Origin of the sequence: Dyella sp. S184 (assembly GCF_009766065.1) — a bacterium.
Taxonomy (GTDB): domain Bacteria; phylum Pseudomonadota; class Gammaproteobacteria; order Xanthomonadales; family Rhodanobacteraceae; genus Rhodanobacter.
Genome location: NZ_LMUE01000002.1, coordinates 361731 through 383649, shown reverse-complemented (window position 1 = coordinate 383649; position 21919 = coordinate 361731). Strand labels below are relative to the sequence as shown.

The following is a 21919-nucleotide window of genomic DNA, read 5'->3' as shown; positions in this document are numbered from 1 at the left end:
GTGGGGAGAGGGCTGGGTGAACAGCCGGTGTTCGTGAAGACATGTCATCGACGGCCGACATGACGAGCTTGCCTGCTGCGTTGATGCATGGAGTGATCGGCTGGCTGCGGCGCTGGCAGAACTGGCTGGTCGGCGCGATGCTGGTGGTTGTCGTGCTGGCCGGTTGCCGGTTGTGGCCGCATCGTGCGCTGCGTGACTGGCAGCCATCGTCCACAGCTGTCTATGACGATCACGGCCGATTGTTGCGACTCACGCTCGCCAGCGACGACCGTTATCGGTTATGGGTGCCTCTGAAGGATATTTCACCGCAGCTGGTGGACGGCGTGCTGCTGCATGAGGACCGCTGGTATCGCTGGCATCCGGGCTTCAACCCCTATGGCCTGTTGCGTGGCGCGTGGATCACCTATGCGCGGCACGGCAATCCGCAGGGCGGTTCGACCGTGACCATGCAGTTGGCGCGCCTGTTGTGGCGACTCAATACACGCACGCCCGCAGGCAAGCTGCGTCAGGTGGGCAGAGCCATCCAACTGGAGCTGTTCTACTCCAAGCAACAGATACTCGAGGCCTACCTCAACTACGCGCCGTATGGCCGCAATGTCGAAGGCGTGGGTGCCGCGAGTCTGGCGTATTTCGACAAGCCTGCCGCTGCGCTGAATCTGCCCGAGGCACTGACCCTGGCCGTGATCCCACAGGATCCCAGTCGGCGCCTGCAGGCCGCACAGGCGCAAGGCGGCATGGTGATCAATGCGTGGCTGGCCGAATCGCGCAATCGTCTCTTTACGCGCTGGCTGAAAATCCATCCTTCGGATGCGGAGTTCAAGCCACTGTTTGCGCTGCCGCTCAGCCTGCGCCCATTGTCGCAGTTGCCGTTCGAGGCGCCACATCTGGTCGAGCAGGTACTCGCGGCGCGCGGCGTGCTTGACGACAACGCCGACACACGCGTCACTACCACGCTTGATCTCACCTTACAGCACGCGCTGGAACGGCAGATCGGGCAGTTTGTCGCGCGCAACGACAGCCGTGGCATCCGCAATGCAGCTGCAATCCTGATCGATACCCGCGACATGGGCGTCAAGGCGCTGGTCGGCTCGGCGAATTATCGCGATGCCAGCATTGATGGCCAGGTGAATGGCACCCTGGCCAAGCGTTCGCCCGGGTCGACCCTGAAGCCCTTCATCTACGCGTTGGGTTTCGATGAGGGCGTGCTACATCCGCAGACCGTATTGCGCGATGTGCCCACCTCGTTCGGTCCGTACACGCCGGAGAATTTCGATGGCCACTTCCTTGGCCCGATCACCGCTACCGATGCGCTGATCCGCAGCCGCAACATTCCCGCGGTCTGGGTCGCCTCGCAATTGAAGCAGCCCAGCCTGTACCAGTTCCTGCACGATGCCGGCATCAGCCGCATGGCCAGCGAGAAGCATTACGGTCTGGCGCTGGTACTCGGCGGCGGTGAAGTGACCATGCAGGAGCTCGGGGGACTTTACGCGATGCTGGCCAATCGTGGCGAGCTCAGGCCGCTGCGCCTACTCGCCGATGATCCGCAAGTCGCCGGCACGCGCATGCTCAGCGACGAAGCCAGCTTCATGGTGATGGACATGCTGCGGCAGAACCCGCGGCCGGACGAAACCACCGGCGCGCAGCCTACCCATCTGCCGGTGTACTGGAAGACCGGTACGTCGTGGGCCTTCCGCGATGCATGGACAGCCGGCAGCTTCGGTCCGTATGTGCTGGTGGTCTGGGTGGGCAATTTCGACAGCACCGGCAACCCGGCCTTCGTTGGCGCGGAGGCGGCGGCACCGCTTTTTTTCCAGATCGTCGATGCGATCCAGGCCGAACAGCCACGTCTGGCCGAGCCGGTCCGGCACATGCCAGCCAACCTCAAGCGCGTGGAGATCTGTCTGGCCAGTGGCGAGTTGCCGAATCAATGGTGCCCGCAGAAGGGCTGGACCTGGTTCATTCCCGGCAAGTCGCCGATCCAGGTCAGCAACGTGCATCGTCCAGTGGTGATCGACGATGCCAGTGGCCAACCCGCGTGTCCGCCGTATGCCGGCAAGCATACCCATGTCGAGGTCTATGAATTCTGGTCATCGGATCTGCAGCAGGTCTTCGCGCAGGCCGGCATCCCACGGCGCAAGCCACCGCAGAATCCGGACTGCCGCGACGCGGGTACGCCCGATGGCGATCCACCGCAGATCACCTCGCCATTGCGTGGCAGCACTTATGCCTTGCGCCTGAAGCAGCTGGGGCAGGAGCGCATCGCTTTCATGGCCACCACCGATGCCGACGCACATGCGTTGTACTGGTTCGTCAATGACGCTTATGTCGGTCGTAGTGCGCCCGGTGAGTCACTGTTCTGGCAGCCGCAGACGGCAGGCAGCTACAGCGTGCGCGTCGTCGACGATCATGGTCGCAGTGACCAGCGGCCGCTGGCAGTCAGCCTGGTCGAGTAGCCGCCGACCTGCTGCGCTATGCTCGCTTTCCAAACGCAGACCTGCAGGTATTCGTTGCCGAAATGCCACCGTCCTTGTCCACGTCCTATTACCGCGCAACGGCCACGCCGTATCAGCCATATGCCCCATTGCAGGGGCGCACGCATGCACGCGTAGTGATCATCGGCGGTGGCTATGCGGGCCTGAACACGGCGCTCGGCTTGGCTGAGCGTGGTGTACGCGACGTCGTGCTGCTGGAGCGCGAGCAGATCGGCTTTGGTGCCTCCGGCCGCAACGGCGGTTTCGTATTCGGCGGTTATTCGCTGGGCGAGCAATCGCTGCTGACCCAGTTGGGTGATGCGCGTGCGCGGGAGCTGTTCAAGCTCACCACCGAGGCTGTGCAGCGCATCCGCCAACGCATCGCCGATTACTCAATTGCTTGCGACGCGGTCGACCAGGGCGTGATCTGGGCCAACTGGTTTCGTGATCCGGCGGTATTGCGCCAGCGCCAGCAATTGCTGGCCGAGCATTACGGCGTGCACTGGCAATGGCTGCCGCAGGACGAACTACGCGAGCGTGTTCGCAGTGAGCGTTATCACGACGGTCTCTACGAGCGAGACGCATTGCACCTGCATCCGCTCAACTATGCGATCGGTCTTGCGGCTGCCGCTGCCGGGCAGGGCGTGCATATTCATGAAGGAAGCGGCGTACGCGGTCTCGCCCGCGAGGGCCGTCAATGGCGCCTGCGCACGGCGCAAGGTGAGCTGCTGGTCGATCAGGTGGTGCTGGCCTGCGGCGGTTACCTGGCCGGCCTGCTGCGGTCGATCGACCGTGCGATCCTGCCGATCGCCACCTATGTGATGGTGACCGAGCCGCTGCGCGAGCGGATGGACGAGTGCCTGCATACCCGCGCCGCGGTCTACGACAGTCGCTTCGCCTTCGACTATTACCGGCCGCTGCCGGATACGCGGCTGCTGTGGGGTGGGCGCATTTCCATCCGCAACCGTTCGCCGCAGGCGGTGCAGCGATTGCTCACGAAGGATCTGTTGCGCGTGTTTCCGCAGCTGCAGGGAGTGAAGGTCGATTACGCGTGGTCGGGCCTGATGAGTTATGCGCGCCATCAGATGCCGCAGGTCGGCGGTAATGGGAATGGTTTATGGTGGGCACAGGCATTTGGCGGGCATGGTCTAGCGCCGACCTGTGCTGCAGGCGAGCTGCTGGCGGCGGCGATTGCCGATGGCGATGACGGTTGGAAACAGTTTGCCGACTACGGGCTGAGCAGTACGCACCGACCCTTGGGCTATCTCGGGGCGCAGGCAAGTTACTGGTGGCAGCAAGGGCGCGATTGGTTGAAGACGAGGCTGGAAGGATGATTGAGCAGGTCAGTGAAATCAGCTGGAGCGATTTCGAGAAAGTATTGATCGTCGCCGGCACGGTGACACGGGTGGAACCGTTTCCCGAGGCGCGCAAGCCGGCGTGGAAGATCTGGGTGGATTTCGGCCCCTATGGCGAGAAGAAGACCAGCGCGCAGATCGCCGCGCTGTACAGCGCCGAGCAGTTGCTTGGGCGGCAGATCGTCGGCGTGATCAACTTCCCGGAGAAGCAGATCGGCCCGTTCCGTTCGCAGTTCCTGCTCACCGGGTTTCCCACCGATGCGGGCGTAGTGGTCACTGCGATCGAGCGTCCGGTACCGAATGGTACAAGGCTCGCCTGAGGTGGCGGATTCGTTCCATCTGCGCAATGCACGGGTCGATGCTGCTGCGGAGATCGCCCGCCTGGCAGATGAACTGGGTTATCCCGCCACGGCAATGGAAATTGCTGCACGGCTCGCGCTGCTGCTGCCGCAAACCCATCACCACGTGATGGTGGCTGAAGCTGATGGCGCACTGCTTGGCTGGATCGCCGTCGAGCGTCGCTTGACGCTGGAGTCGGGCGAACGGATCGAGATCGTGGGTCTGGTTGTGAGTACAGCTATCAAACGCGGTGGTATCGGGCGTGCACTGGTGACTGACGCCGAGCGCTGGGCATTGGGGCAGGGATTTGACTCGATCACCGTACGTTCCAATGTAGCGCGCACCGAATCGCACCCATTCTACGAGCGCCTTGGCTATGTGCGTCGCAAGACCCAGCACGCCTACAGCAAGTCGCTTGGCGTGATGAACTAGCGGCGGCTCTGATCCAGCCATACCGCCAGACCCTGCGCATTCAGCTCGATATCCATGTGCAGCAGTTGAGCCAGCGCGTTGCGCCCTTGCGTCCAGCCGTGGGCTTCCGCACGACCCGCGTAAAGCCCGGTCAGCGCTTCAATCAGAGCGGCATGGCGATCTTGCTGTCCATCCGCGGCGCGGGCGAGTGCCACCATCGCGTCGATCTGCTGATGCAGGTCGGCGGCCAGCTTTTCGATATTCTCCACGCGGCCGTAATGGGTGAGATACATCCCGCTGGGGTGCAGCGTGAGCAGACGTTTGATGGATGCGTGCAGAGCCTCGGGATCGAACTGCACCGGTGAGGTGGTGGGCAGGATGAACGGCCCGTTCGCCGTGTCGAATTCCCGATAAGACAGGCCGAACACGTCGCCGGTGAAGCACACGTTGGCGCGCTCGTCGTACACCGTGAGGTGGTGCTTCGCGTGGCCTGGTGTATCGATGCACAGCAAGAGTCGCCCCGCGAGATCTACGACGTAGTTGTCCGGGGCCTCGATGACGCGCTCGGGCGGAATCGGCCGCAGCCGCCCGTACGTCGCTTCCATCACCGCTTCGCCGTACACCGCACTGGCACCGGCCCACAGCGCCGATGGGTCGATCATGTGTCGCGCACCACGCGGATGCACCACCAGTTTCGCATTCGGCAATTGCGCGATCAGCTCGCCGGCACCGCCGGCGTGATCCAGGTGGACGTGGGTGAGTATCAGCCAGTCCACCTCGGCCGCGGTGATCCCAGCTTCATCCAGCGCGGCCAGCATGCGTGGCACCGCATGGTTGGTGCCGCAATCGATGAACGCACCGCGCCCGTTCTCGACGACCAGGTATGCGGCGTCGAACTGCGGTCGCACGAAGCCGGTATCGATGGTGTGGATGCCGTGGGTGGTAGCCATGTCGGTCTCGCGTTGAATCGATCCGGCGAGGGTAGCAAGTCATCGGGTCATCGGCACTTGCACCATCGTCGAGTCCGAATTTGCTTGCTTCGTCGTGAACGATGAAACCGTTTGCTAGCCGGCCCGACGAAACGTCAGGTTGATGCGAGAGCTGCCCAGCGCATCGTGATGGTTCGGCTTGAGCGGCAGCACACCGTGATAGCGCAGTCGCGCCGGACCGCCCCAGACCACGACGTCGCCATGTCCAAGCGGAACCCGGATCTGCGGGTCAGCACGCTGCATGCCGCCGAACAGGAATACGGCGGGAATGCCCAGTGACACCGACACGATCGGCTGATCGAAGTCTCGCTCATTGCGATCCTGGTGCAGGCTTAGCCGCGTGCCTGGTTCGTAGCGGTTGATCAGGCAGGCATCCGGCACGAAACCGGCGTAACCGGCCTGCGCTGCAGCCGAGCCGGCCAACCTCAGGAAAATATCCGGCATCGATGGCCAGTACTTGCCGCTATCCGGGTCAATCGGATCATAGCGATAACCACGCCGATCGCTGACCCAGCCCAGCGTGCCGGCGTTGCTCATGCCCACCGACATGCGGAAACCGCCTGGTGTGATCAGGTGACGGAACGGTGCCTGCGCGACCACCATGTCGATCGCCTGCAGCAGCATGGTCTCGTTCGGTAGCGCAAATCCACGCAAGACCACGGCGCCGTCGCACAACGGTTCATCCCGGCGCTCGGGATGAATCGCATTGCGGAAGAGATCTGCCGTATTCATATCGCGCTGTGACAGTCGATACCAAACTTGCAGCGATGGTTGGAATGGAACAGCTCCATCATGCCTGCGCCTCGCGTTTCAGCAAGGCACGCTTGCGTTCCACGCCCCAGCGGTAACCGGACAGGGCGCCGTCGTTGCGCACCACGCGATGGCAAGGGATCGCCACTGCCAGCATATTCGCTGCACAGGCTCCGGCTACCGCACGCACGGCCTTGGGCGAACCGATGCGCTGGGCGACTTCGCTGTAGCTGGCGGTGACGCCGGCCGGTATCTCCCGCAGCGCCTGCCATACGCGCTGCTGGAATGCCGTGCCGCGCACGTCCAGCGGCAGGTCGAGCCCGATCGCCGGCGCTTCGACGAAACCGACCACCTGCGCCACCAATTGCTCGAACGCATGATCGCCACCGATCAGGTTCGCCCTGGGGAAGCGATCCTGCAGGTCGCGGGCCAGTGCATCCGGATCATCACCGAACAGGATTGCGCAGACGCCGCGCCCGCTCTGTGCGACCAGGATCGCACCCAGCGAGCATTCGCCGATCGCGAAGCGGATGTCATGGTCGATGCCGCCGGCGCGATAGCTGGACGGCGTCATGCCGAGCACCTGGTTCGACGTCTCGTAGAAACGGCTGCTGGCGTTGTAGCCGGCGTCGAAGATCGCTTCGGTCACACTGCCGCCGCGATCCAGTTCGCTACGCATGCGGCTGGCGCGATGTGCTGCGGCGTACTGCTTCGGCGTCACGCCGGTAACGGCCTTGAATACACGGTGGAAGTGGAACGGGCTCAGGCCAGTCGGTTTCGTCAGCTGCTCGAGCGTGGGCGGCGTCTCTGCGTTCTCGATCAACCGACAGGCTTCAGTGACCATCGCCGCGTGCTGTTCCTGCAGCGACGGTTGATCGGGCTTGCAACGCTTGCATGGGCGAAAACCGGCCCGTTCCGCGGTGGCAGCGGAGTCGTGGAACGCCACATTTTCGGGCCGGGCAGGGCGCGACACGCAGGATGGGCGGCAGTACACGCCCGTGGTTCGCACGGAATAGAAGAACCTGCCATCGGCGCGTGCATCGCGCGCCTGCACCGCGACCCAGCGCGGGTCGTTAAGCGTGTCGGCAACAAGTGCAACATGTCTCTCAGGCGTTTTCATGGGAGTTCCTTCCGGTAGATTATCGCGTGCTGCCCAATCTACGGACCACTGGCGTCGGCGACACTCCGGGTCTTGCGCTTGAATTCGCGCGGTTCACCACTGCAGCACGAGCTTGCCGATATGCGCGCTGCTTTCCATCAGCACGTGCGCCTGGGCCGCTTCGGCAGCCGGGAACACCTGATGGATCACTGGCCGCAGCTTGCCCGCTTCCAGCAGTGGCCAGACCTTGTCGTGCAGCTGACGCGCCAAGGCGCCCTTGAACGCAATGGGGCGGGCACGCAAGGTGGAACCGGTAAGCGTGAGCCGACGACGCATGATCGTCGCAGCATCGATGCTGGCCTTGCTGCCACCCAGCGTGGCGATGAAGACCAGGCGACCGCCTTCAGCAAGTGCATCGAGTTCGCGCGGGATGTAATCGCCTGCAACCATGTCGAGGATCACATCGACGCCACGGCCGCCGGTGGCCTGCTTCACCGCGGCCACGAAATCCTGCTCGCGATAGTTGACCGTCAGCTCCGCGCCAAGCTTTTCGCACGCCGCGCATTTCTCTGCGTTGCCAGCAGTGGCGAATACACGATGGCCGAACGCGTGCGCCAGCTGGATCGCGGTGACGCCTATGCCGCTGGAACCACCCTGCACCAGCAGGGTTTCGTGCGCACCGCCTTCACCACGACCGAGTAGGCCACGATCGAACACGTTGCTCCACACGGTGAAGTAGTTCTCCGGCAGCGCAGCGGCCTCGACCAGCGAAAGTCCGTCCGGCACCGGCAGGCATTGCGCCAGCGGTGCCACCGCGTATTCGGCATAACCGCCACCGGCGAGCAGGGCGCAGACGGGATCACCGCGCTTGAGGCCGAACGGGTTGTCGCCAGCCAGATCGCCTTCGACCAGGGTGCCGGCCACTTCCAGGCCGGGTAGATCGGACGCGCCGGGTGGTGGCGCGTAATGGCCCTGTCGCTGGAACACGTCGGGCCGGTTGACCCCGGCAGCTGCCACCTTGATCAGCACCTCGCCCACGCCGGGTTGCGGTATCGGTCGCTGGGTCAGCTGCAGCACGTCCGGGGGGCCTGGATGGATGATCTCGATGGCTTGCATATTGGGCATCACGTGGCTCCGCGGTCGCGTGACCGTCGTGTTTTGATCAGGGCGCTGTGTCGACCAGCACCAGCTCGGCGTCTTCCAGTGCTGTCAACCGCAGCAAGGCTTCGTCGCGTATCGCCGCGCCGTCGCGGGCATCGAGCTTCACGCCGTTGAGTTCGACTGATCCCCTCGCGGGGACCAGATAGCCGTAGCGACCCTCAGCCATTGTGTATTCGGCCGTTTCTCCCGCTTTCAAGGTGGCGCCGAGCACGCGCGCATCCGTGCGCAGGGGTAGGGCGTCGGTGTCCTGCTTGAAACCACTGGCCAACGCCACGAAGCGGCCAGAACGATCGCCGACCGGAAACGATCTTTCGCCCCACGACGGCGGCTGGCCCTGCTGGTCGGGGATGATCCATATCTGAAAGATGCGGGTGGTGCCCGGTTCAACGTTGTATTCGGCATGGGTGATGCCGCTACCTGCGCTCATGACCTGCACATCACCGGCCTTGGTACGGCCCTCATTGCCCAGGCTGTCGCGATGACTGATCGCACCCTCGCGGACATAGGTAATGATCTCCATGTCCGAGTGCGAATGTGGTGGAAAGCCGCTCTGCGTGGCGATGGTGTCGTCGTTCCACACGCGCAGCGCACCCCAGCCCATGCGCTTCGGGTCGTGGTAGCCGGCAAACGCAAAATGATGTTTTGCGTCGAGCCAGCCGTGGTCGGCTCCGCCCAGGCTGCCGAAGGGTCTGCGTTCAATCATGGTGGTTACTCTCGTGGCGATACGCGGGGCATGGTCATTGACGCCACGATAGACCGGCCGCGTGGACGAACACAGAGGCCATGGTGGAACGGACTGTTGCCGGATTGCGTCATTCACATCTTGCCAAGGGACGCAGGACGATATTTTTTCGCAAATAATTGCGGTTCTTGTGGGGGACGCCGAGACAAGCACGAGCGAATCTCGAATTCTGCAAGCGGACGCACACTTTCATGGCATGCGATATGCCAAGGTGGCATTGCAGCCATCCGGACTGGATGGTAAGTGACGTAGCAAACGGAATGTGATGCTTGCGGAGATGGGCGTTGCAACCGTATCGGCGATGAAGGGCGTAGTGTGCAAGTAACAGCAGTAGATGTGAGCATGCAAGAGCAAGAGGCCGTACTGGCCCGATCCGCCGTCATTTCGCTGCCCACCATCGACGCGATGCTGGGGAACCTGCCTACCGCGCATCGTGCCCTGCCTATCGGGCACCGCGGCGCTGCGTTCGGCATGGGGCGGTCCGCAAAGATCGTACGTGGTCGCCGGCTCCGTTTCGTCTATTTCGCCGTGCTTGATGACGACCGGCACGATACCTACCACCAGCACCTGGTTACGGCCGAGGTTCTGCTTGGCCGCGTGTTGACAGCTCGTTCCGCCGGGCTTCGTCCGATGGCGCCTTCTCTCGATTATGCTGCCGAGGCGCGTGCCACAGTGCGACCGCCGCGGGCACTTTTTCATGCGGCTACGCTGGAATACCGTCGCTGGTACCACCAGGACGGCTCTGCACGTGCGGAACCCCTGACCCAGGAAGCGCTCACCACACAACTGCTGGCCGATGGCCTATCGATCGAAGATGCGCGGCATCGCGCTGCCCATCGGTCGCATGCTCTTCCTGCAGCCGACCAGGCGTGGTTAATCGATCGCCGCAAGACCCACTTGGACAAGCGCCCGCTCAACCAGTCGGAATTCCAGACTCTCATCGAGGCCATCGAAGGCGCCTATCAGGGGGCGACCGGCACATCGCACGCGGAGCGTGCGAACCGCCAGATCGCGCTGCGCGTTGCCGCCATGCTGGGCAGCCTGCTGGACGAATTCGTCGCATCGCCCTTCAAGGTCGCTGCTTTGGGTCATGCCTTCAGCGAAATCCATCTTGCCCATCTTCGTCGCACCATCGAGAGCTCGCGCCAGGCGGAATCCGCTACGGGTGCGCTGCTGGCCGGTCCCAAGGCCTGGTTCGCGGCAAAAGCGGCAAGAATGCGTGCCGAGCACCAAATTGGCCTGGCCATGTCGCCGGGTGCCTTCCCTGCGATGCACCTGAAGGCGTACCCCGTGGTTGCCGTCGTGGGTGGCAAGCTGCGGACATTCGTAGGTGGGTTCAGTCGCGGCCGTGGCCGCTCTCGCGCTGAGGACTCCGTCTCGGCGGCATTTGCAGCCATCGGCTGAACGATGGCTGCCGACCTGGCAGGCATCCTTTGCTTTTTTGATCCGGCGATGGCAAATGGCCGTGATCCTTATGCCCGTCGAGAAACCTTGAGCATCATGGCATAATCGCAAGTTCCAACGATTGCGCATGCCTTGTTGCTAGCGATGGCGACACCTGAGTACATTCGCGCCCTTGTCTCTCGGGGGAGTGCCAGTGCACCGCTTGCTGTTGATCACCGCCATCAGTCTGCTGCTCGTTGGTTGCCATCATCATTCGGGTGGCAGCAAGGACGATGGCCGCGAAGATGTGACGTTCTCACCCGGCATCACCGAAGCGGATGTAAGCGAACACGTGAAGGTGCTGGCCTCCGACGCGTTCGAAGGTCGCGCACCCGGCAGCAAGGGTGAGCAGCGCACCACCGGTTATCTGATCGAGCAGTTCAAGCGCATCGGCCTGCAGCCCGCCAACCGCGGAAGCTGGCTGCAGGCTGTGCCTTATGTGGAGGCCACGCTGCAGCATGCCGACCAGGCGAAGCTCGTCATCGATGGTGGCAAGGACAAGTCCGAACTGGCCTTTGGCAGCGAGATGGTGGTTGGCTCGCCGGCGAACGAGGCGCATGCCGAGATCAAGGATTCGCCGATCATTTTCGTCGGCTACGGTGTCGATGCGCCCGATCAGCAGTGGAACGATTACGCGGGCATGGACCTCAAGGGCAAGACGGTCGTGATGCTGGTCAATGATCCGGGCTGGAACGACCAGGATCCGATGCTGTTCAAGGGCCGCGAACTGACCTGGTATGGCCATTGGGCCAGCAAGTTCGAGGAGGCCGCGCGCCGTGGCGCCGCCGCAGCCTTCATCGTGCATGATGCAGCGGCGGCCGGTTATCCGTGGAACGTCGTGCAGACCGGTTGGAGCGCCCCGCAGTTCAGCCTGCCGACCGGCGAAGATCCAACGCCACGCCTGTCGGTCGCCGGCTGGCTGACCACGGCAGCCGCGAGGAAGCTGTTCGCCGATGCGGGTGCCGATTTCGATGCGCAGAAGAAGAATGCCGACATGCGCGGCTTCAAGCCGGTCGAGCTCGACGCCAGGGCCAGCATCGCGATCGACAGTACGATCAGCCACGGCCAGTCGAACAACGTGGTTGGCGAGCTACCTGGCAGTCTGCGTCCCTACGAAGCGGTGATCTATTCCGCACACTGGGATCATCTTGGTCGCGATGGTAACAAGATCTACCACGGCGCCGTGGATAACGCCTCGGGCGTGGCAGGCCTGCTGAAGATTGCCGAGGCATTCGCACATCGCAAGCCCAAACCGGTGCGCACCATCCTGTTCCTGGCATTGACGATGGAGGAGTCGGGACTGCTCGGCTCGCATTACTACGTCAACCATCCGCTGGTGCCGCTGGACCTGACCATGGCGGATATCAACGTGGACGCCTTGACCGTCATCGGCCCCAGCCACGACATCGCAGTCATCGGCTACGGCCAGTCGCAGCTCGATAACTACCTGGTCGAGGCGGCCAGAACGCAAGGGCGTGCCTTGACGCCGGACAAGGTGCCGAAGGGTTTCTTTGCACGCTCGGAGCAGTTCAATTTCGCCAGGGCCGGCGTGCCGGTGTTGTATGCGCGCTCAGGCCTCGACTTGTTGGATGGTGGCGTGACCGCCGGCCGCAAAGCCTACGATGACTACATCACGAACCGCTATCACCAGCCTGGCGATGCGTTCGACCCGAACTGGGACCTGAGCGGGATGGTGCAGGATCTGCGGCTGCTCTACATGGTCGGCAGCAAGCTCTCCACGGGAACCACGCCGTTCCCGCAGTGGAAGCCGGGTAGCGATTTCAGTCGGCCCGGCACTGAAGCGAAATAATCCTGACGCTGGATCACAGCGGCTCGGCTGAAGCTCACCAGTCGGTCGGTCGATAATCCTTCAGGAACTGTCCCCACACGTGCTCGCCGCTGTTGATGCCGCTGATGATCGGGTCGACGATGCGCGCGGCGCCGTCGACAATGTCCAGCGGCGGATGGAAGCGTTCCTCGGCTACCTTGCGTGCGGCCAGTGCCGCTGGATCCTCGTCGGTCACCCAGCCGGTGTCGACGCTGTTCATGTGGATGCCGTCGTTGTGGTAATCGGTGGCCGAAGTGCGCGTCATCATGTTCAGCGCGGCCTTGGCCATGTTCGTGTGTGGATGCCGCGTGGTCTTGAAGTTGCGGTAGAACTGGCCTTCCATCGCCGACACGTTGACGATGTGCTTGTCGCGTTCGGGCGTACGCAGCATCAGCGGCTTGAGGCGCGCGTTGATGATGAACGGCGCGATCGCATTGACCAGCTGAACTTCCAGCAATTCCACCGATGGTACTTCGGCCATCAGCAACCGCCATGAATTGCGCTCGCGCAGGTCGACCTGCTGCAGGTCCTGGTCGAGCCGGCCTTCGGGGAACAGATGGCTCTGCGCCAGCAGTTCTTCCGGCAGCAAGGGTACTTGCGACAGCTCGGCGGCGCGGGTCAGTCCGGGGACATGCGAGTCACGACCAGTGAGCGCCATCGCCGGCGCTTCGACTTCCGGCAGGATATGCGAGCTGCGCAGACCCTCGTAATGGCCGACCAGCTTGCGCACGTGTTCCGGCATGTCATGCAGGGCGGCCGTCTCGCCTTCCATCATGTGCGCGTAGAAGTCCGGCGGACGGCGCACGGTCTGGCAGGCGTTGTTGATGATGAAGTCCAGCCGCGGCCGCGTGGCGACCAGTTCCTGGCAGAAAGCCTCGACGCTGGGCGTATGGCGCAGGTCGAGTCCATACACCTGCAGGCGATGGCCCCATTCGCCGAAGTCAGGCTCCTCGGTGTAACGCGCCGCCGAGTCGCGTGGAAAACGCGTGGTCACGATCAGCTCGGCTCCCGCGCGCAACAGCTTCAGGCCAGCCTGATAGCCGATCTTCACGCGACCACCGGTCAGCAGCGCGACGCGGCCACGCAGGTCGACCAGTTCGGTGCGCTTGGCATAGTTGAACGCAGCGCAAGCGGGGCACAGCTGGTCGTAGAAGAAATGGATAGTCGAATACTTCTGCTTGCACACATAGCAATGCTTCGGCTCGATCGATTCGCGTGGCTGCGCAGCGTCGGCATCGGGGCTGATGTCGTGCGGCTCGAAATCCAGCGGCGCATGCACATTCGGTGTGGTGAACACCGGCCGCCGGCGCAGCTCGCGGATGCCGGTCTGGTTGAGCACCGCGTCCTCGGCCTGGATCTTCGACGCATGCCGCGCCTTCTCGGCCGCCTTCAGCTTGATCCGGCGCGCGCCAGGATCGGGGTGGTAAAGCTGTGCTACCGCCTGATGCAGGCGCTGGCGATCATCCGCCGGCAGCTGGTCCAGCAGTTGCCGATCGGCAGCGACCGATTCAAGCAGTTCCGCTGCGGCGCGCAGGCGCTCAAGCAGGGCGGTATCTGCGTCGTCCGGTAATGGCACGGTGGCCGTGGTGGTGGTCAAGAGCGTTATCCGTCATCGAGTAGGGCGGTGCGCTGGGCGCTACCGCATCAGGCTGCGCATGCAGGTCATGCGTCGTCAACCGTGTATTTTGCCTGTTTTTGGCCCGGTTTCGGGGATTGCTCACCAACGAGGGGCAGCACCCGGCTATTTCCCGCTTATTTCGCGACGTTCACTCGCAGGACATCTGCAACGAAAGACACTGCCGGGTCGGAACTTCAGGAGCGACAGTGCAAGACAGAAACGCTGACAGGAATCCTCTTTGCTGGACAGGAGGGCGCTCGTGCTCCTTGTGGGGCGTCTTGCTGCTGCTCGCTGGCATCGGTGCCACATCGCCGATTCACGCCCATGGCGCTGCGCCGCCCGCGGAGCACACGCAGACCGCGAGCCAAATGGCGATCCAGCTCAACAATGACAAGATGACCCTTGCCATCACCAAGGTTCCGCAGATCTATCTGTATGGCGTCATCGACGCCGGCGCGCCGCAGCGGTTCGAGGCGCTGGTGCGGTCTGGAAAGATCCCCAGTGGGTCCGATATCTACCTGAACTCGTCGAGTGGCGATCTGCGTGCCGGCCTGGCGCTGGGACGGCTGTTCCGGGCAGGTTCGATGGTGACGCACCTGGGGACGCCACGACGCCCTCTGCAATCGTCGGTGTACACCAGCAAGACGGCTGTCTGCGTGGATGCATGCACCTATGCGTATTTTGGCGGCCTTTATCGTTGGGCACCCACCGGCAGTGACCGCATCGGCCTTTCCCCGAATGGCGCGATGGATCCACCAAAGACAATCGGCATGGGGCAGGCCCAGCCGGCTTCGGGCGACGTCGATGCATACCTGAAGGATATGGGCGTCGACCTGGGCGAGTTCGCGCCGACTCTGAAAACTTCGCACGATCCGGTGGTCTGGCTGACCGCCGAGCAAATGATGTCGATGGGACTTGCCAACAATGGAGGCCTTCCGATCACGGTGAAATCCGAGCTTACGTCGGCGGCACCCTATCTGGTGCTCAGTCAGGTTGATCGTAACGGCGAACATCGGATAACCCTGCAGTGCCAGCCCTCTGGCGTCACGCTCACCGCGTACGATCTGGTCGGCGCTACGCGTGCACGGGAGATCGTTTCGCATGGAACCCGGTCGTATTTCGAGATTGACCGCAAGGAGACGCTGACGCAACAGCATGACGGCGCCAGCGTCGCCAGCCAGTCGGTGATGATCACGCGGCCATATCCGGCCACGCAGCTGGAGCAGTTGCTATTTGCACACTCCATTGGTGCATGGGTCGGCGGCAGGACCAGCGCCTTCCGTTACGGCTTTGTCTTCCAGCTTTATCCGGTCAGGAATGCGCTCAAGGATTATTACCTCGCCTGTTGGCGCGCCGCACCGTGGCCGCTCAAGTAGTCGCCAGGGGATAGGATGCCGAGTGGGTTGACCCGGGTTCGGCGGTACTTTTGAGATCGTTTCTTCCGGACTGATGCCAACCACGTTCAGTGATCGGACGCGGCTGCATGGGTACACGCTATACCCGCGCACCGTGGAACCGGACCGAATACACGATTTTCCTTCTCAAGCTGGTAGTAGCTGTCGATGAGTTTCTTGCCATCGGAGAACTGCGCTTCGTATTTTTTTGGCACGTTGCTTTCTGGATATACGCCATTCGAATCCGTTGCGAAGAACTCGTTGCCGATGGCTGCGAATCCAATGGATTCCGGACTTTTCTCGAAGAGCGATGTTCCCAGGAAGCTGTTGTCGGCGTCCTTGATGCCAAGCAGTTGCAGCAAGCTTGGCGCGAAGTCGATCGATGTCCTTCCCTGCGCGTCGTAGGTCGCCGGAAGCTGGTGAGAGGGGTCGTAGATGATCAGTGGAATGCGGTCCACAAACAAAGGCTCAAAGCCTTTGTCGGCAATTGCCTTGTACGACTTGTCCGGGTAGTCGGCATGATCGGCGGTCAGTATCAGAATGGTGTTTTTGGAATATGCGCTGGCAAGGAAGTAGTCCAGGAACCTGCCGAATTCATAGTCGAAATTGTGGAGTCGGTTGAGTACGGGATTGGAGCCGTCCCCGTATTTGACGCCATACGGCATGATGTCGAGAAAGGCGTGGGTGCCGAAATTGTAGAGTCCCATGAAAAACGGGTGCGCGGGGCTGGCGATCGTCTTCTTCGATAAGAGGATCTGCAGGGCATTGAATATATCCCCGTCGCTCAATGCGCCTTCCACGGAATACATCCCGTTTCCGGGAGCGACATCCTGACTGATGCTTTCGAACGACAAAACCTTGTCGAAGCCCAGCGAGCGCAGCAGGGTATTGAGCCCGACCGAGTCGTGGTGCGGCGATATGAAATACGTCCGGTAATTCACGCCCCTGAGTATCATCGGCAGGCTTTGGTAGCGAATCGACGAGAGCGATTTCTTTCCGTTCTCGCTCTCCCAGGCAGAACCATCGCCTTCGTCGCCTCCGGCCGAGGGATAGCCGGACGTCATCTGCCCCTGCAGGCCCCGGTAGGTCGCTGCCGTGTGGTTGTAGTAATTGACCACACGCATGGATATGTGTGCCAGGCGATCGATGTTTGGCGTAAGTCCAGGGTATTTTCCACCGTAAGATCCCAGGAGTCTTGCCGAGGTACCCTCGGTAAATATCACGATGACATTCATGGTTTCGCCGGGGTCGCCCGTTCTCTTGAACGGGAGGTTTTCGCTGTATGTGTAGGTTTTTTCCAGCGGGAATTCCGTGCCCGGCCTGCCGATGCCAGCAGCAAATCCATGCTGAGCCGAATCAGTATTTGAGTTCCCCGGTTTCATGGACACGTAGTAGTTGTGCGCAAGGGCGACGATGGGGGTCTGGCGATAGTCGGCCTCGATCAGTCCGGTATCTTCCTGCGCATTGATCTGGCCGATGAGGGTCAGCAGCAGGGCCAGGGCTGCTAGAAGCCGCCACCTGACCGGAGGCAACTGCCAGTCGCTGTCCGTACGATTTGCATGCTGTCCTCTTCGGCTCAGCAGGTAGCCCAGCAGGAAAAGCAGCCACCACACCAACGCAACGGACAGGGCGGCGTAGAGCGAAGAGTTCCGGATGATCCGGCTTTCTGCGCTGTTCTCGATGGCAAGCACCGTAATGAAATTTCCAGAGAGGTAGAGCGAATAGACCTGCGCGGCATAGACGAGATTCACCAGCAGCGGAATGGCGACGTAGAAGAATCCCGCGGCTATGCTTTTTTTTCGCTCCGCGCTGCGAGACAGCAAGGAACACAGAACATAAAAAAAGCCGAGCTCGATGACGGGCGCGACGATCCTGGTCAGCAGCTTGAAGATGCTTTCATCGTGGATGTTCACCGAGCCATACAAAACGACGAGATAGGCGAGGTAGAGCCCGGCAAAGAATACGGGTCTGTGCTTTCTCGCAAACCATATTGAAGTCATGGTCGGATTCGTTCCGGATGGCGTCGGTTTCGAGTCGGATCATGCCTTGTAGGGATGCTCGCCGCTACTCGATGCAGCCTGTGCCGATCAAACAAACGGTGCCGTATCGCTATGGCGCTGTTTTCGCCCGATGCCCACTCAACTCATGTCCCGCATTGGGTGCGAAGGCCACGTGCCAGCGCGTTGAACTCAGCGAGATCAGGCTGACCAGCAGGAAGGCGATGGAGAAATCCATGATCCGCGGCTCGGCATGGTGTTCGAAGCCCATGCTCAGTTTCAGGATCAGCGCACCGCTGCACACGCCGACGGAAAGCATCAGTTGCTGCAAGGTGGTGTACAGGCTGCTGGCGGCGCTCATGCGGGATGACGGCACCGCCTCGTAAGCCACTGTGTTGTAGGCGCCGAACTGGAACGACATGAAGGCGCCGCAGCAAACCAGCAGCGCGAACATCAGGCCGAACGGCCAGTCCGGGCGGAAGAAGGCGCAGACCGCGTAGCCCAGGCTGGACAGCACGCCGTTGACGACCATGCCACGGCGAAAGCCGACCAGGCGCAGCAGCCGCGGCGTGGCGGTACGCATCAGCAGCGCACCCAGCGAAGTCGCCAGGATCAGCTGACCACTGCGCATCGCCGACAGGCCGAAGCCGATCTGGAACATCAGCGGCAGCAGAAACGGCTGCGCGCCTTGGGTCACGCGCATCAGCGAACCGGAGATCACCGACAGGCGGAACGAGTCGATTTTCAGCAGGGAAAGGTCGACCAGCGGGGCCGGATGTTGCCGCGCATGCCATAGATAGCCTGCGCCGGCGAGGCTGCCCACCGTGAACAGGGCGATGGCGCTCAGCAAGGCGGTGTTTTGTCCGATCGTCTCGAAGCCGAACAACAGGCAGCCGAGCGCGATGCCGCACAGCGCGAAGCCGAGGAAATCGAAGCGCGCCGGGGCCGATTCGTTGGGTATCTCGGGGATCAGGCGGCGCACCAGCACGAAGCCGAGCAGGCCGATCGGCACGTTGAGGTAGAAGATCCAGCGCCAGTCGAGGTAAGTGACGATGAAGCCGCCCAGTGGCGGGCCGATCAGTGGTCCAAGGAAAGCCGGCACCAGCGACCACGACATCGCCGAAACGAGGTTGCGCCGATCCACCATGCGCAGCAGGATCAGCCGGCCGATCGGCGCCATCATCGCGCCACCCGCGCCTTGCAGCAGGCGCGCAGCGACCATGAAGGGCAGGCTGCTGGTCCACGCGCACAGGATGGAGCCGGCGACGAATACGCCGATCGAGGCACTGAACACGCGCTTCACGCCGAATCGATCGGCCATGGCGCCGCTGGCGGGAATCAGCACCGCCAGCATGAGCAGATACGAGGTGATCGCGATGCTCATCGACGGCGCGGTGACATGGAAGTCGCGCGCCATGGTGGGCAGTGCGGTGGCCAGCACGGTGGCGTCCATCTGCTCCATGAAGATGGCGCAAGCCACGATCAGGGAGGTCACGCGGTAGTCGGGAAATGCCTGCACCGGTGAAGCCGGTACGGAAATTTCAGCCTGTCTCAACAGAGTCACTACGACAAATCCTTCGGCAGGCGCCTCGCAATGGCACCGGCATGGAGCGTGTGGAACGGGGCGGCGTCAGCATGAAGTGGCGCGCATTGTGCGATGCAACATGCGGATTATTCGCCTCCTTGTCGGACGTGGCAATAGCTGTCGCGACATGCGTTTAAGCCCGGTTACGATCACGGCGATGCGCATGATGGAGGTCACGGATGTGCGCAGGTCGCACTCCATCGGGTCATGAGTGGCGGCAGGATCAACGCAGTTACCATCATCAGACTGACACCAAGAATCGCCCCAATATCAGGGCACTGAATACAAAGGAAAGGATGAACAAAGTGCAAGCGGTCCCGCATGTGGTGATACTCGGGGGTGGATTCGGTGGGCTATGGGCGACGCGTGCGCTACGTTCGGCACCTGTGCGTATCACCATGGTGGATCGCACCAACCATCATCTGTTCCAGCCGTTGCTGTACCAGGTGGCCACCGCCGGATTGTCGGGGCCGGATATCGCGGCACCGCTGCGTCATATCCTGCGCAAGCAGCGCAATGTCACCGTGCGCATGGACGAGGCGCGCGGCATCGATGTGCAGCAGCGACGGGTGACGCTAGCCGGCGGTACGCTGGAGTACGACTACCTGCTGGTGGCAACCGGTTCGAGTCACGCCTATTTCGGTCATGCCGAGTGGGAGCGCCACGCGCCCGGCATGAAGACCATGGACGATGCGCTGGCGATCCGCCGGCACATCCTCGATGCGTTCGAGTCCGCCGAGCGCGAGCCTGATCTCGCGCGGCGCGCGGCATGGCTCAGCTTCGTGGTGATCGGTGCCGGCCCCACCGGCGTCGAACTGGCTGGCACGCTGGCGGAGATCGCGCACCACACCTTGCCGGGCGAGTTTCGCGTGGCCGATCCGCGCACGGCGCAGATCCATCTGGTCGAAGCCGGCGCGCGCGTGCTGTCCTCGATGCCGCCGTCGCTGTCCGCGAAAGCGCAACGCCAGCTCGAACGCATGGGCGTGCATGTGCATTTGAACGCAGCGGTCACTGCCGTCAGCGACACCGGTGTGCAGATGGGAGATCAGCGCATCGAGGCGCGCACGCTGCTGTGGGCCGCCGGTGTCGCCGCTTCGTCGCTGGGCGCGCAACTGGGTACGCCGTGCGATCGCGCCGGACGCGTGCTGGTCTCACCCGATCTGTCGCTGCCGCAGCATCCCGAAGTGTTCGTGATCGGAGACCTTGCGCACGTGGAGCAGGGCGACAAGCCTGTGCCGGGTCTCGCGCCGGCAGCCAAGCAGATGGGCGCGTACGCCGCGCGGGCGATCCGCAATCGTCTGGCCGGACGCAGCACGCCCGTTTTCCATTACAGCGACTATGGCACGCTCGCCAGCATCGGCCGCGGTGCCGCCGTGGTCGATCTTCGCGGCATCCACCTGTCCGGCGTGGCCGCCTGGTGGTTCTGGCTGATGACGCACATCCTGTTCCTGATCGGCTTCCGCAACCGACTGGTCGTGATGCTCGACTGGGCGTGGTCGTACTGCACCTGGCAGCGCAGTGCACGGATCATCGTCGGTGGTCAAAGAGATAAATCTGGTGATAAGGGGCTATGACTCGGTTATCTCCGGGACATAGGCCTTTCATAGTAGTGGCTGCTTCGTTGAAGTTGGTTACAAGGATCAGATTGCGATCACGCGATAAGTCAGTGGCATGTTGAACAAGCTCGTTAGCGTTTCAAGATACTGACGATCTTCTGCGTCAAGCTTGTTCCGGCCAACTGCGACCATGCTCACAGGTTTGCTGTGTTGCTGAACAGGATGGAATGCGTACTCAAGGAGCTGCCCTATCGCTTGGCGCAAAACTGACCGTGGTTTGAGATCGCTCTTGATCTCGAAAAGAATGACTTGATCGTCTGTCTCGACCTTCACGTCAACGAAGTTCTCCTCAAAGACGATCCGTGCGCGAGGGTATTCGGCCTCAAGCAAACGGCCTAGCGTCGCTTGCATCTTTGCGTGCTCGGGGGTCACTTCGATTACTGCGCTTGCAGAGCGAAGATGCGCGTTGCTCTGCGGCGGCTCGGTAGTGCCGCGGCGACGTGCGTTCAAGGTTGTGCTGATGTATTGCGATTTCAGCTTGTCGAGATACTGCAGGCTGTACCGTGCTCGGCCAGGAGCATAGATGCCGTCGGTAGCCGACATGACCGGTGCGGGCGAATACAGCTGGCAGTTTTCGATGCGGAATCTAACGTTGAGAACATGCTTTGCCTGTTTCGACATTTCCAGCACGGATGCGTCGCCGCCTGCTTGCGCGATTTCCGAACGCATGATGTCGATCCATCCGCGGTCTCGGAAGGCTTCGACCGCCTCATGTGCCTGGGCATCGTCCAAAGCTTCCACCTGATTGATGGTGCCGACGAGCAAGCGCGCCTTGTCGGGCCTGACGGCGAATAGGGTTACGTCCACCGGCTCGCCAGCGGCGACGAGCAAGCGATTGCTCTTGTTGAAGCCTTGAATGAAAGCGTAACGCCATCCGTCGATCACCCACTCGTTTCGGAACAGCCAGTCCTCATGCCCGAAACCGTACTGACCGTTGTAGGTATCGCTGCCTTCACTTTGACGAGCTTCACTAGTGGGTCTTGTCCAGCCGGAAGTGTTGTATGCCAAGCGTGCAATTCGATGCATCGGCTATCTCCGAAGGCTGATGTTGGTGGAGCTAAAGAATCATAACCACTTACAAGAACGGCGCCGTATTCCTACGGCGCCGTTCTTGTTTTAAG

17 protein-coding genes are annotated in these 21919 nt (G+C 62.1%); 8 read left to right on the top strand and 9 right to left on the bottom strand.

Annotated elements, in window-relative coordinates; translation table 11 throughout:
- Window positions 1-59: 59 nt before the first annotated feature.
- The 4 genes from pbpC (at window position 60) to GSQ75_RS01645 (ending at window position 4597) form a co-directional block, all read left to right on the top strand.
- Window positions 60-2453: a penicillin-binding protein 1C gene (pbpC, locus tag GSQ75_RS01660; RefSeq protein ID WP_254058403.1), complete on the top strand. Its 2394-nt coding sequence runs from the start codon at window positions 60-62 to the stop codon at window positions 2451-2453.
- A gap of 62 nt (window positions 2454-2515) precedes the next feature.
- Window positions 2516-3805, top strand: coding sequence for an FAD-binding oxidoreductase (locus GSQ75_RS01655; protein WP_158752802.1), 1290 nt, complete (start codon window positions 2516-2518; stop codon window positions 3803-3805).
- Window positions 3802-4146 carry a tRNA-binding protein gene (locus GSQ75_RS01650; protein WP_158752801.1) on the top strand — a complete coding sequence of 115 codons (345 nt, stop codon included), beginning with the start codon at window positions 3802-3804 and terminating at the stop codon, window positions 4144-4146. The genes GSQ75_RS01655 and GSQ75_RS01650 overlap by 4 nt, the downstream gene beginning before the upstream one ends.
- 1 nt (window position 4147) lies before the next feature.
- Complete coding sequence (locus GSQ75_RS01645; protein WP_158752800.1) at window positions 4148-4597, top strand: GNAT family N-acetyltransferase; 450 nt, start codon at window positions 4148-4150, stop codon at window positions 4595-4597.
- Here GSQ75_RS01645 and GSQ75_RS01640 read toward each other — a convergent pair.
- The 5 genes from GSQ75_RS01640 to GSQ75_RS01620 all read right to left on the bottom strand — a co-directional run bounded on the left by GSQ75_RS01640 (window position 4594) and on the right by GSQ75_RS01620 (window position 9278).
- Entirely contained in the window at window positions 4594-5526 is a 933-nt protein-coding gene (locus tag GSQ75_RS01640; protein ID WP_158752799.1) for an MBL fold metallo-hydrolase, read from the bottom strand. The genes GSQ75_RS01645 and GSQ75_RS01640 overlap by 4 nt on opposite strands.
- A gap of 114 nt (window positions 5527-5640) precedes the next feature.
- Window positions 5641-6297 (bottom strand): DNA oxidative demethylase AlkB, encoded by a 657-nt coding sequence (gene alkB, locus GSQ75_RS01635; RefSeq protein WP_158752798.1) that lies wholly within the window; start codon window positions 6295-6297, stop codon window positions 5641-5643.
- 58 nt (window positions 6298-6355) lie between these two features.
- Window positions 6356-7435, bottom strand: coding sequence for a bifunctional DNA-binding transcriptional regulator/O6-methylguanine-DNA methyltransferase Ada (gene ada / locus GSQ75_RS01630; protein WP_158752797.1), 1080 nt, complete (start codon window positions 7433-7435; stop codon window positions 6356-6358).
- Between the two features lie 93 nt (window positions 7436-7528).
- Window positions 7529-8530 (bottom strand): NAD(P)H-quinone oxidoreductase, encoded by a 1002-nt coding sequence (locus GSQ75_RS01625; protein WP_158753855.1) that lies wholly within the window; start codon window positions 8528-8530, stop codon window positions 7529-7531.
- Window positions 8531-8576: 46 nt separating this feature from the next.
- Entirely contained in the window at window positions 8577-9278 is a 702-nt protein-coding gene (locus GSQ75_RS01620; RefSeq protein ID WP_158752796.1) for a pirin family protein, read from the bottom strand.
- A gap of 381 nt (window positions 9279-9659) precedes the next feature.
- On the opposite strand from GSQ75_RS01620, the gene GSQ75_RS01615 reads away from it, so the two are divergent.
- Entirely contained in the window at window positions 9660-10721 is a 1062-nt protein-coding gene (locus GSQ75_RS01615; protein WP_254058402.1) for a hypothetical protein, read from the top strand.
- Window positions 10722-10914: 193 nt separating this feature from the next.
- The gene (locus GSQ75_RS01610; protein WP_158752795.1) at window positions 10915-12570 is read left to right on the top strand and encodes a M20/M25/M40 family metallo-hydrolase; all 1656 of its coding nucleotides are present in this window, start codon (window positions 10915-10917) and stop codon (window positions 12568-12570) included.
- 34 nt (window positions 12571-12604) lie between these two features.
- On the opposite strand, the gene GSQ75_RS01605 is transcribed toward GSQ75_RS01610, so the two are convergent.
- Window positions 12605-14185 (bottom strand): SDR family oxidoreductase, encoded by a 1581-nt coding sequence (locus tag GSQ75_RS01605; RefSeq protein WP_158752794.1) that lies wholly within the window; start codon window positions 14183-14185, stop codon window positions 12605-12607.
- A gap of 116 nt (window positions 14186-14301) precedes the next feature.
- On the opposite strand from GSQ75_RS01605, the gene GSQ75_RS01600 reads away from it, so the two are divergent.
- Window positions 14302-15582, top strand: a complete 1281-nt coding sequence (locus GSQ75_RS01600) for a hypothetical protein (RefSeq protein ID WP_254058401.1) — start codon at window positions 14302-14304, stop codon at window positions 15580-15582.
- Between the two features lie 86 nt (window positions 15583-15668).
- Here the strand turns inward: GSQ75_RS01600 and GSQ75_RS01595 are convergent, their stop codons facing one another.
- The gene (locus tag GSQ75_RS01595) at window positions 15669-17600 is read right to left on the bottom strand and encodes a sulfatase-like hydrolase/transferase (protein ID WP_158752793.1); all 1932 of its coding nucleotides are present in this window, start codon (window positions 17598-17600) and stop codon (window positions 15669-15671) included.
- Window positions 17601-17709: 109 nt separating this feature from the next.
- Entirely contained in the window at window positions 17710-19137 is a 1428-nt protein-coding gene (locus tag GSQ75_RS01590) for an MFS transporter (protein WP_254058471.1), read from the bottom strand.
- Window positions 19138-19478: 341 nt separating this feature from the next.
- Here GSQ75_RS01590 and GSQ75_RS01585 point away from each other — a divergent pair, with 341 nt between their 5' ends.
- Complete coding sequence (locus GSQ75_RS01585; protein WP_158752792.1) at window positions 19479-20756, top strand: NAD(P)/FAD-dependent oxidoreductase; 1278 nt, start codon at window positions 19479-19481, stop codon at window positions 20754-20756.
- Window positions 20757-20822: 66 nt separating this feature from the next.
- Here GSQ75_RS01585 and GSQ75_RS01580 read toward each other — a convergent pair whose 3' ends face one another.
- Entirely contained in the window at window positions 20823-21824 is a 1002-nt protein-coding gene (locus GSQ75_RS01580) for a hypothetical protein (RefSeq protein ID WP_158752791.1), read from the bottom strand.
- Window positions 21825-21919 lie beyond the last annotated feature (95 nt).

Excerpts from the sequence above, each read along its gene's own strand:
- pbpC (WP_254058403.1), top strand. The coding sequence starts at position 60 with ATGACGAGCTTGCCTGCTGCGTTGATGCATGGAGTGATCGGCTGGCTG.
- GSQ75_RS01655 (WP_158752802.1), top strand. The coding sequence starts at position 2,516 with ATGCCACCGTCCTTGTCCACGTCCTATTACCGCGCAACGGCCACGCCG.
- GSQ75_RS01650 (WP_158752801.1), top strand. The coding sequence starts at position 3,802 with ATGATTGAGCAGGTCAGTGAAATCAGCTGGAGCGATTTCGAGAAAGTA.
- GSQ75_RS01640 (WP_158752799.1), bottom strand. The coding sequence starts at position 5,526 with ATGGCTACCACCCACGGCATCCACACCATCGATACCGGCTTCGTGCGA.
- alkB (WP_158752798.1), bottom strand. The coding sequence starts at position 6,297 with ATGAATACGGCAGATCTCTTCCGCAATGCGATTCATCCCGAGCGCCGG.
- ada (WP_158752797.1), bottom strand. The coding sequence starts at position 7,435 with ATGAAAACGCCTGAGAGACATGTTGCACTTGTTGCCGACACGCTTAAC.
- GSQ75_RS01625 (WP_158753855.1), bottom strand. The coding sequence starts at position 8,530 with ATGCAAGCCATCGAGATCATCCATCCAGGCCCCCCGGACGTGCTGCAG.
- GSQ75_RS01620 (WP_158752796.1), bottom strand. The coding sequence starts at position 9,278 with ATGATTGAACGCAGACCCTTCGGCAGCCTGGGCGGAGCCGACCACGGC.
- GSQ75_RS01615 (WP_254058402.1), top strand. The coding sequence starts at position 9,660 with ATGCAAGAGCAAGAGGCCGTACTGGCCCGATCCGCCGTCATTTCGCTG.
- GSQ75_RS01595 (WP_158752793.1), bottom strand. The coding sequence starts at position 17,600 with ATGACTTCAATATGGTTTGCGAGAAAGCACAGACCCGTATTCTTTGCC.
- GSQ75_RS01585 (WP_158752792.1), top strand. The coding sequence starts at position 19,479 with ATGAACAAAGTGCAAGCGGTCCCGCATGTGGTGATACTCGGGGGTGGA.
- GSQ75_RS01580 (WP_158752791.1), bottom strand. The coding sequence starts at position 21,824 with ATGCATCGAATTGCACGCTTGGCATACAACACTTCCGGCTGGACAAGA.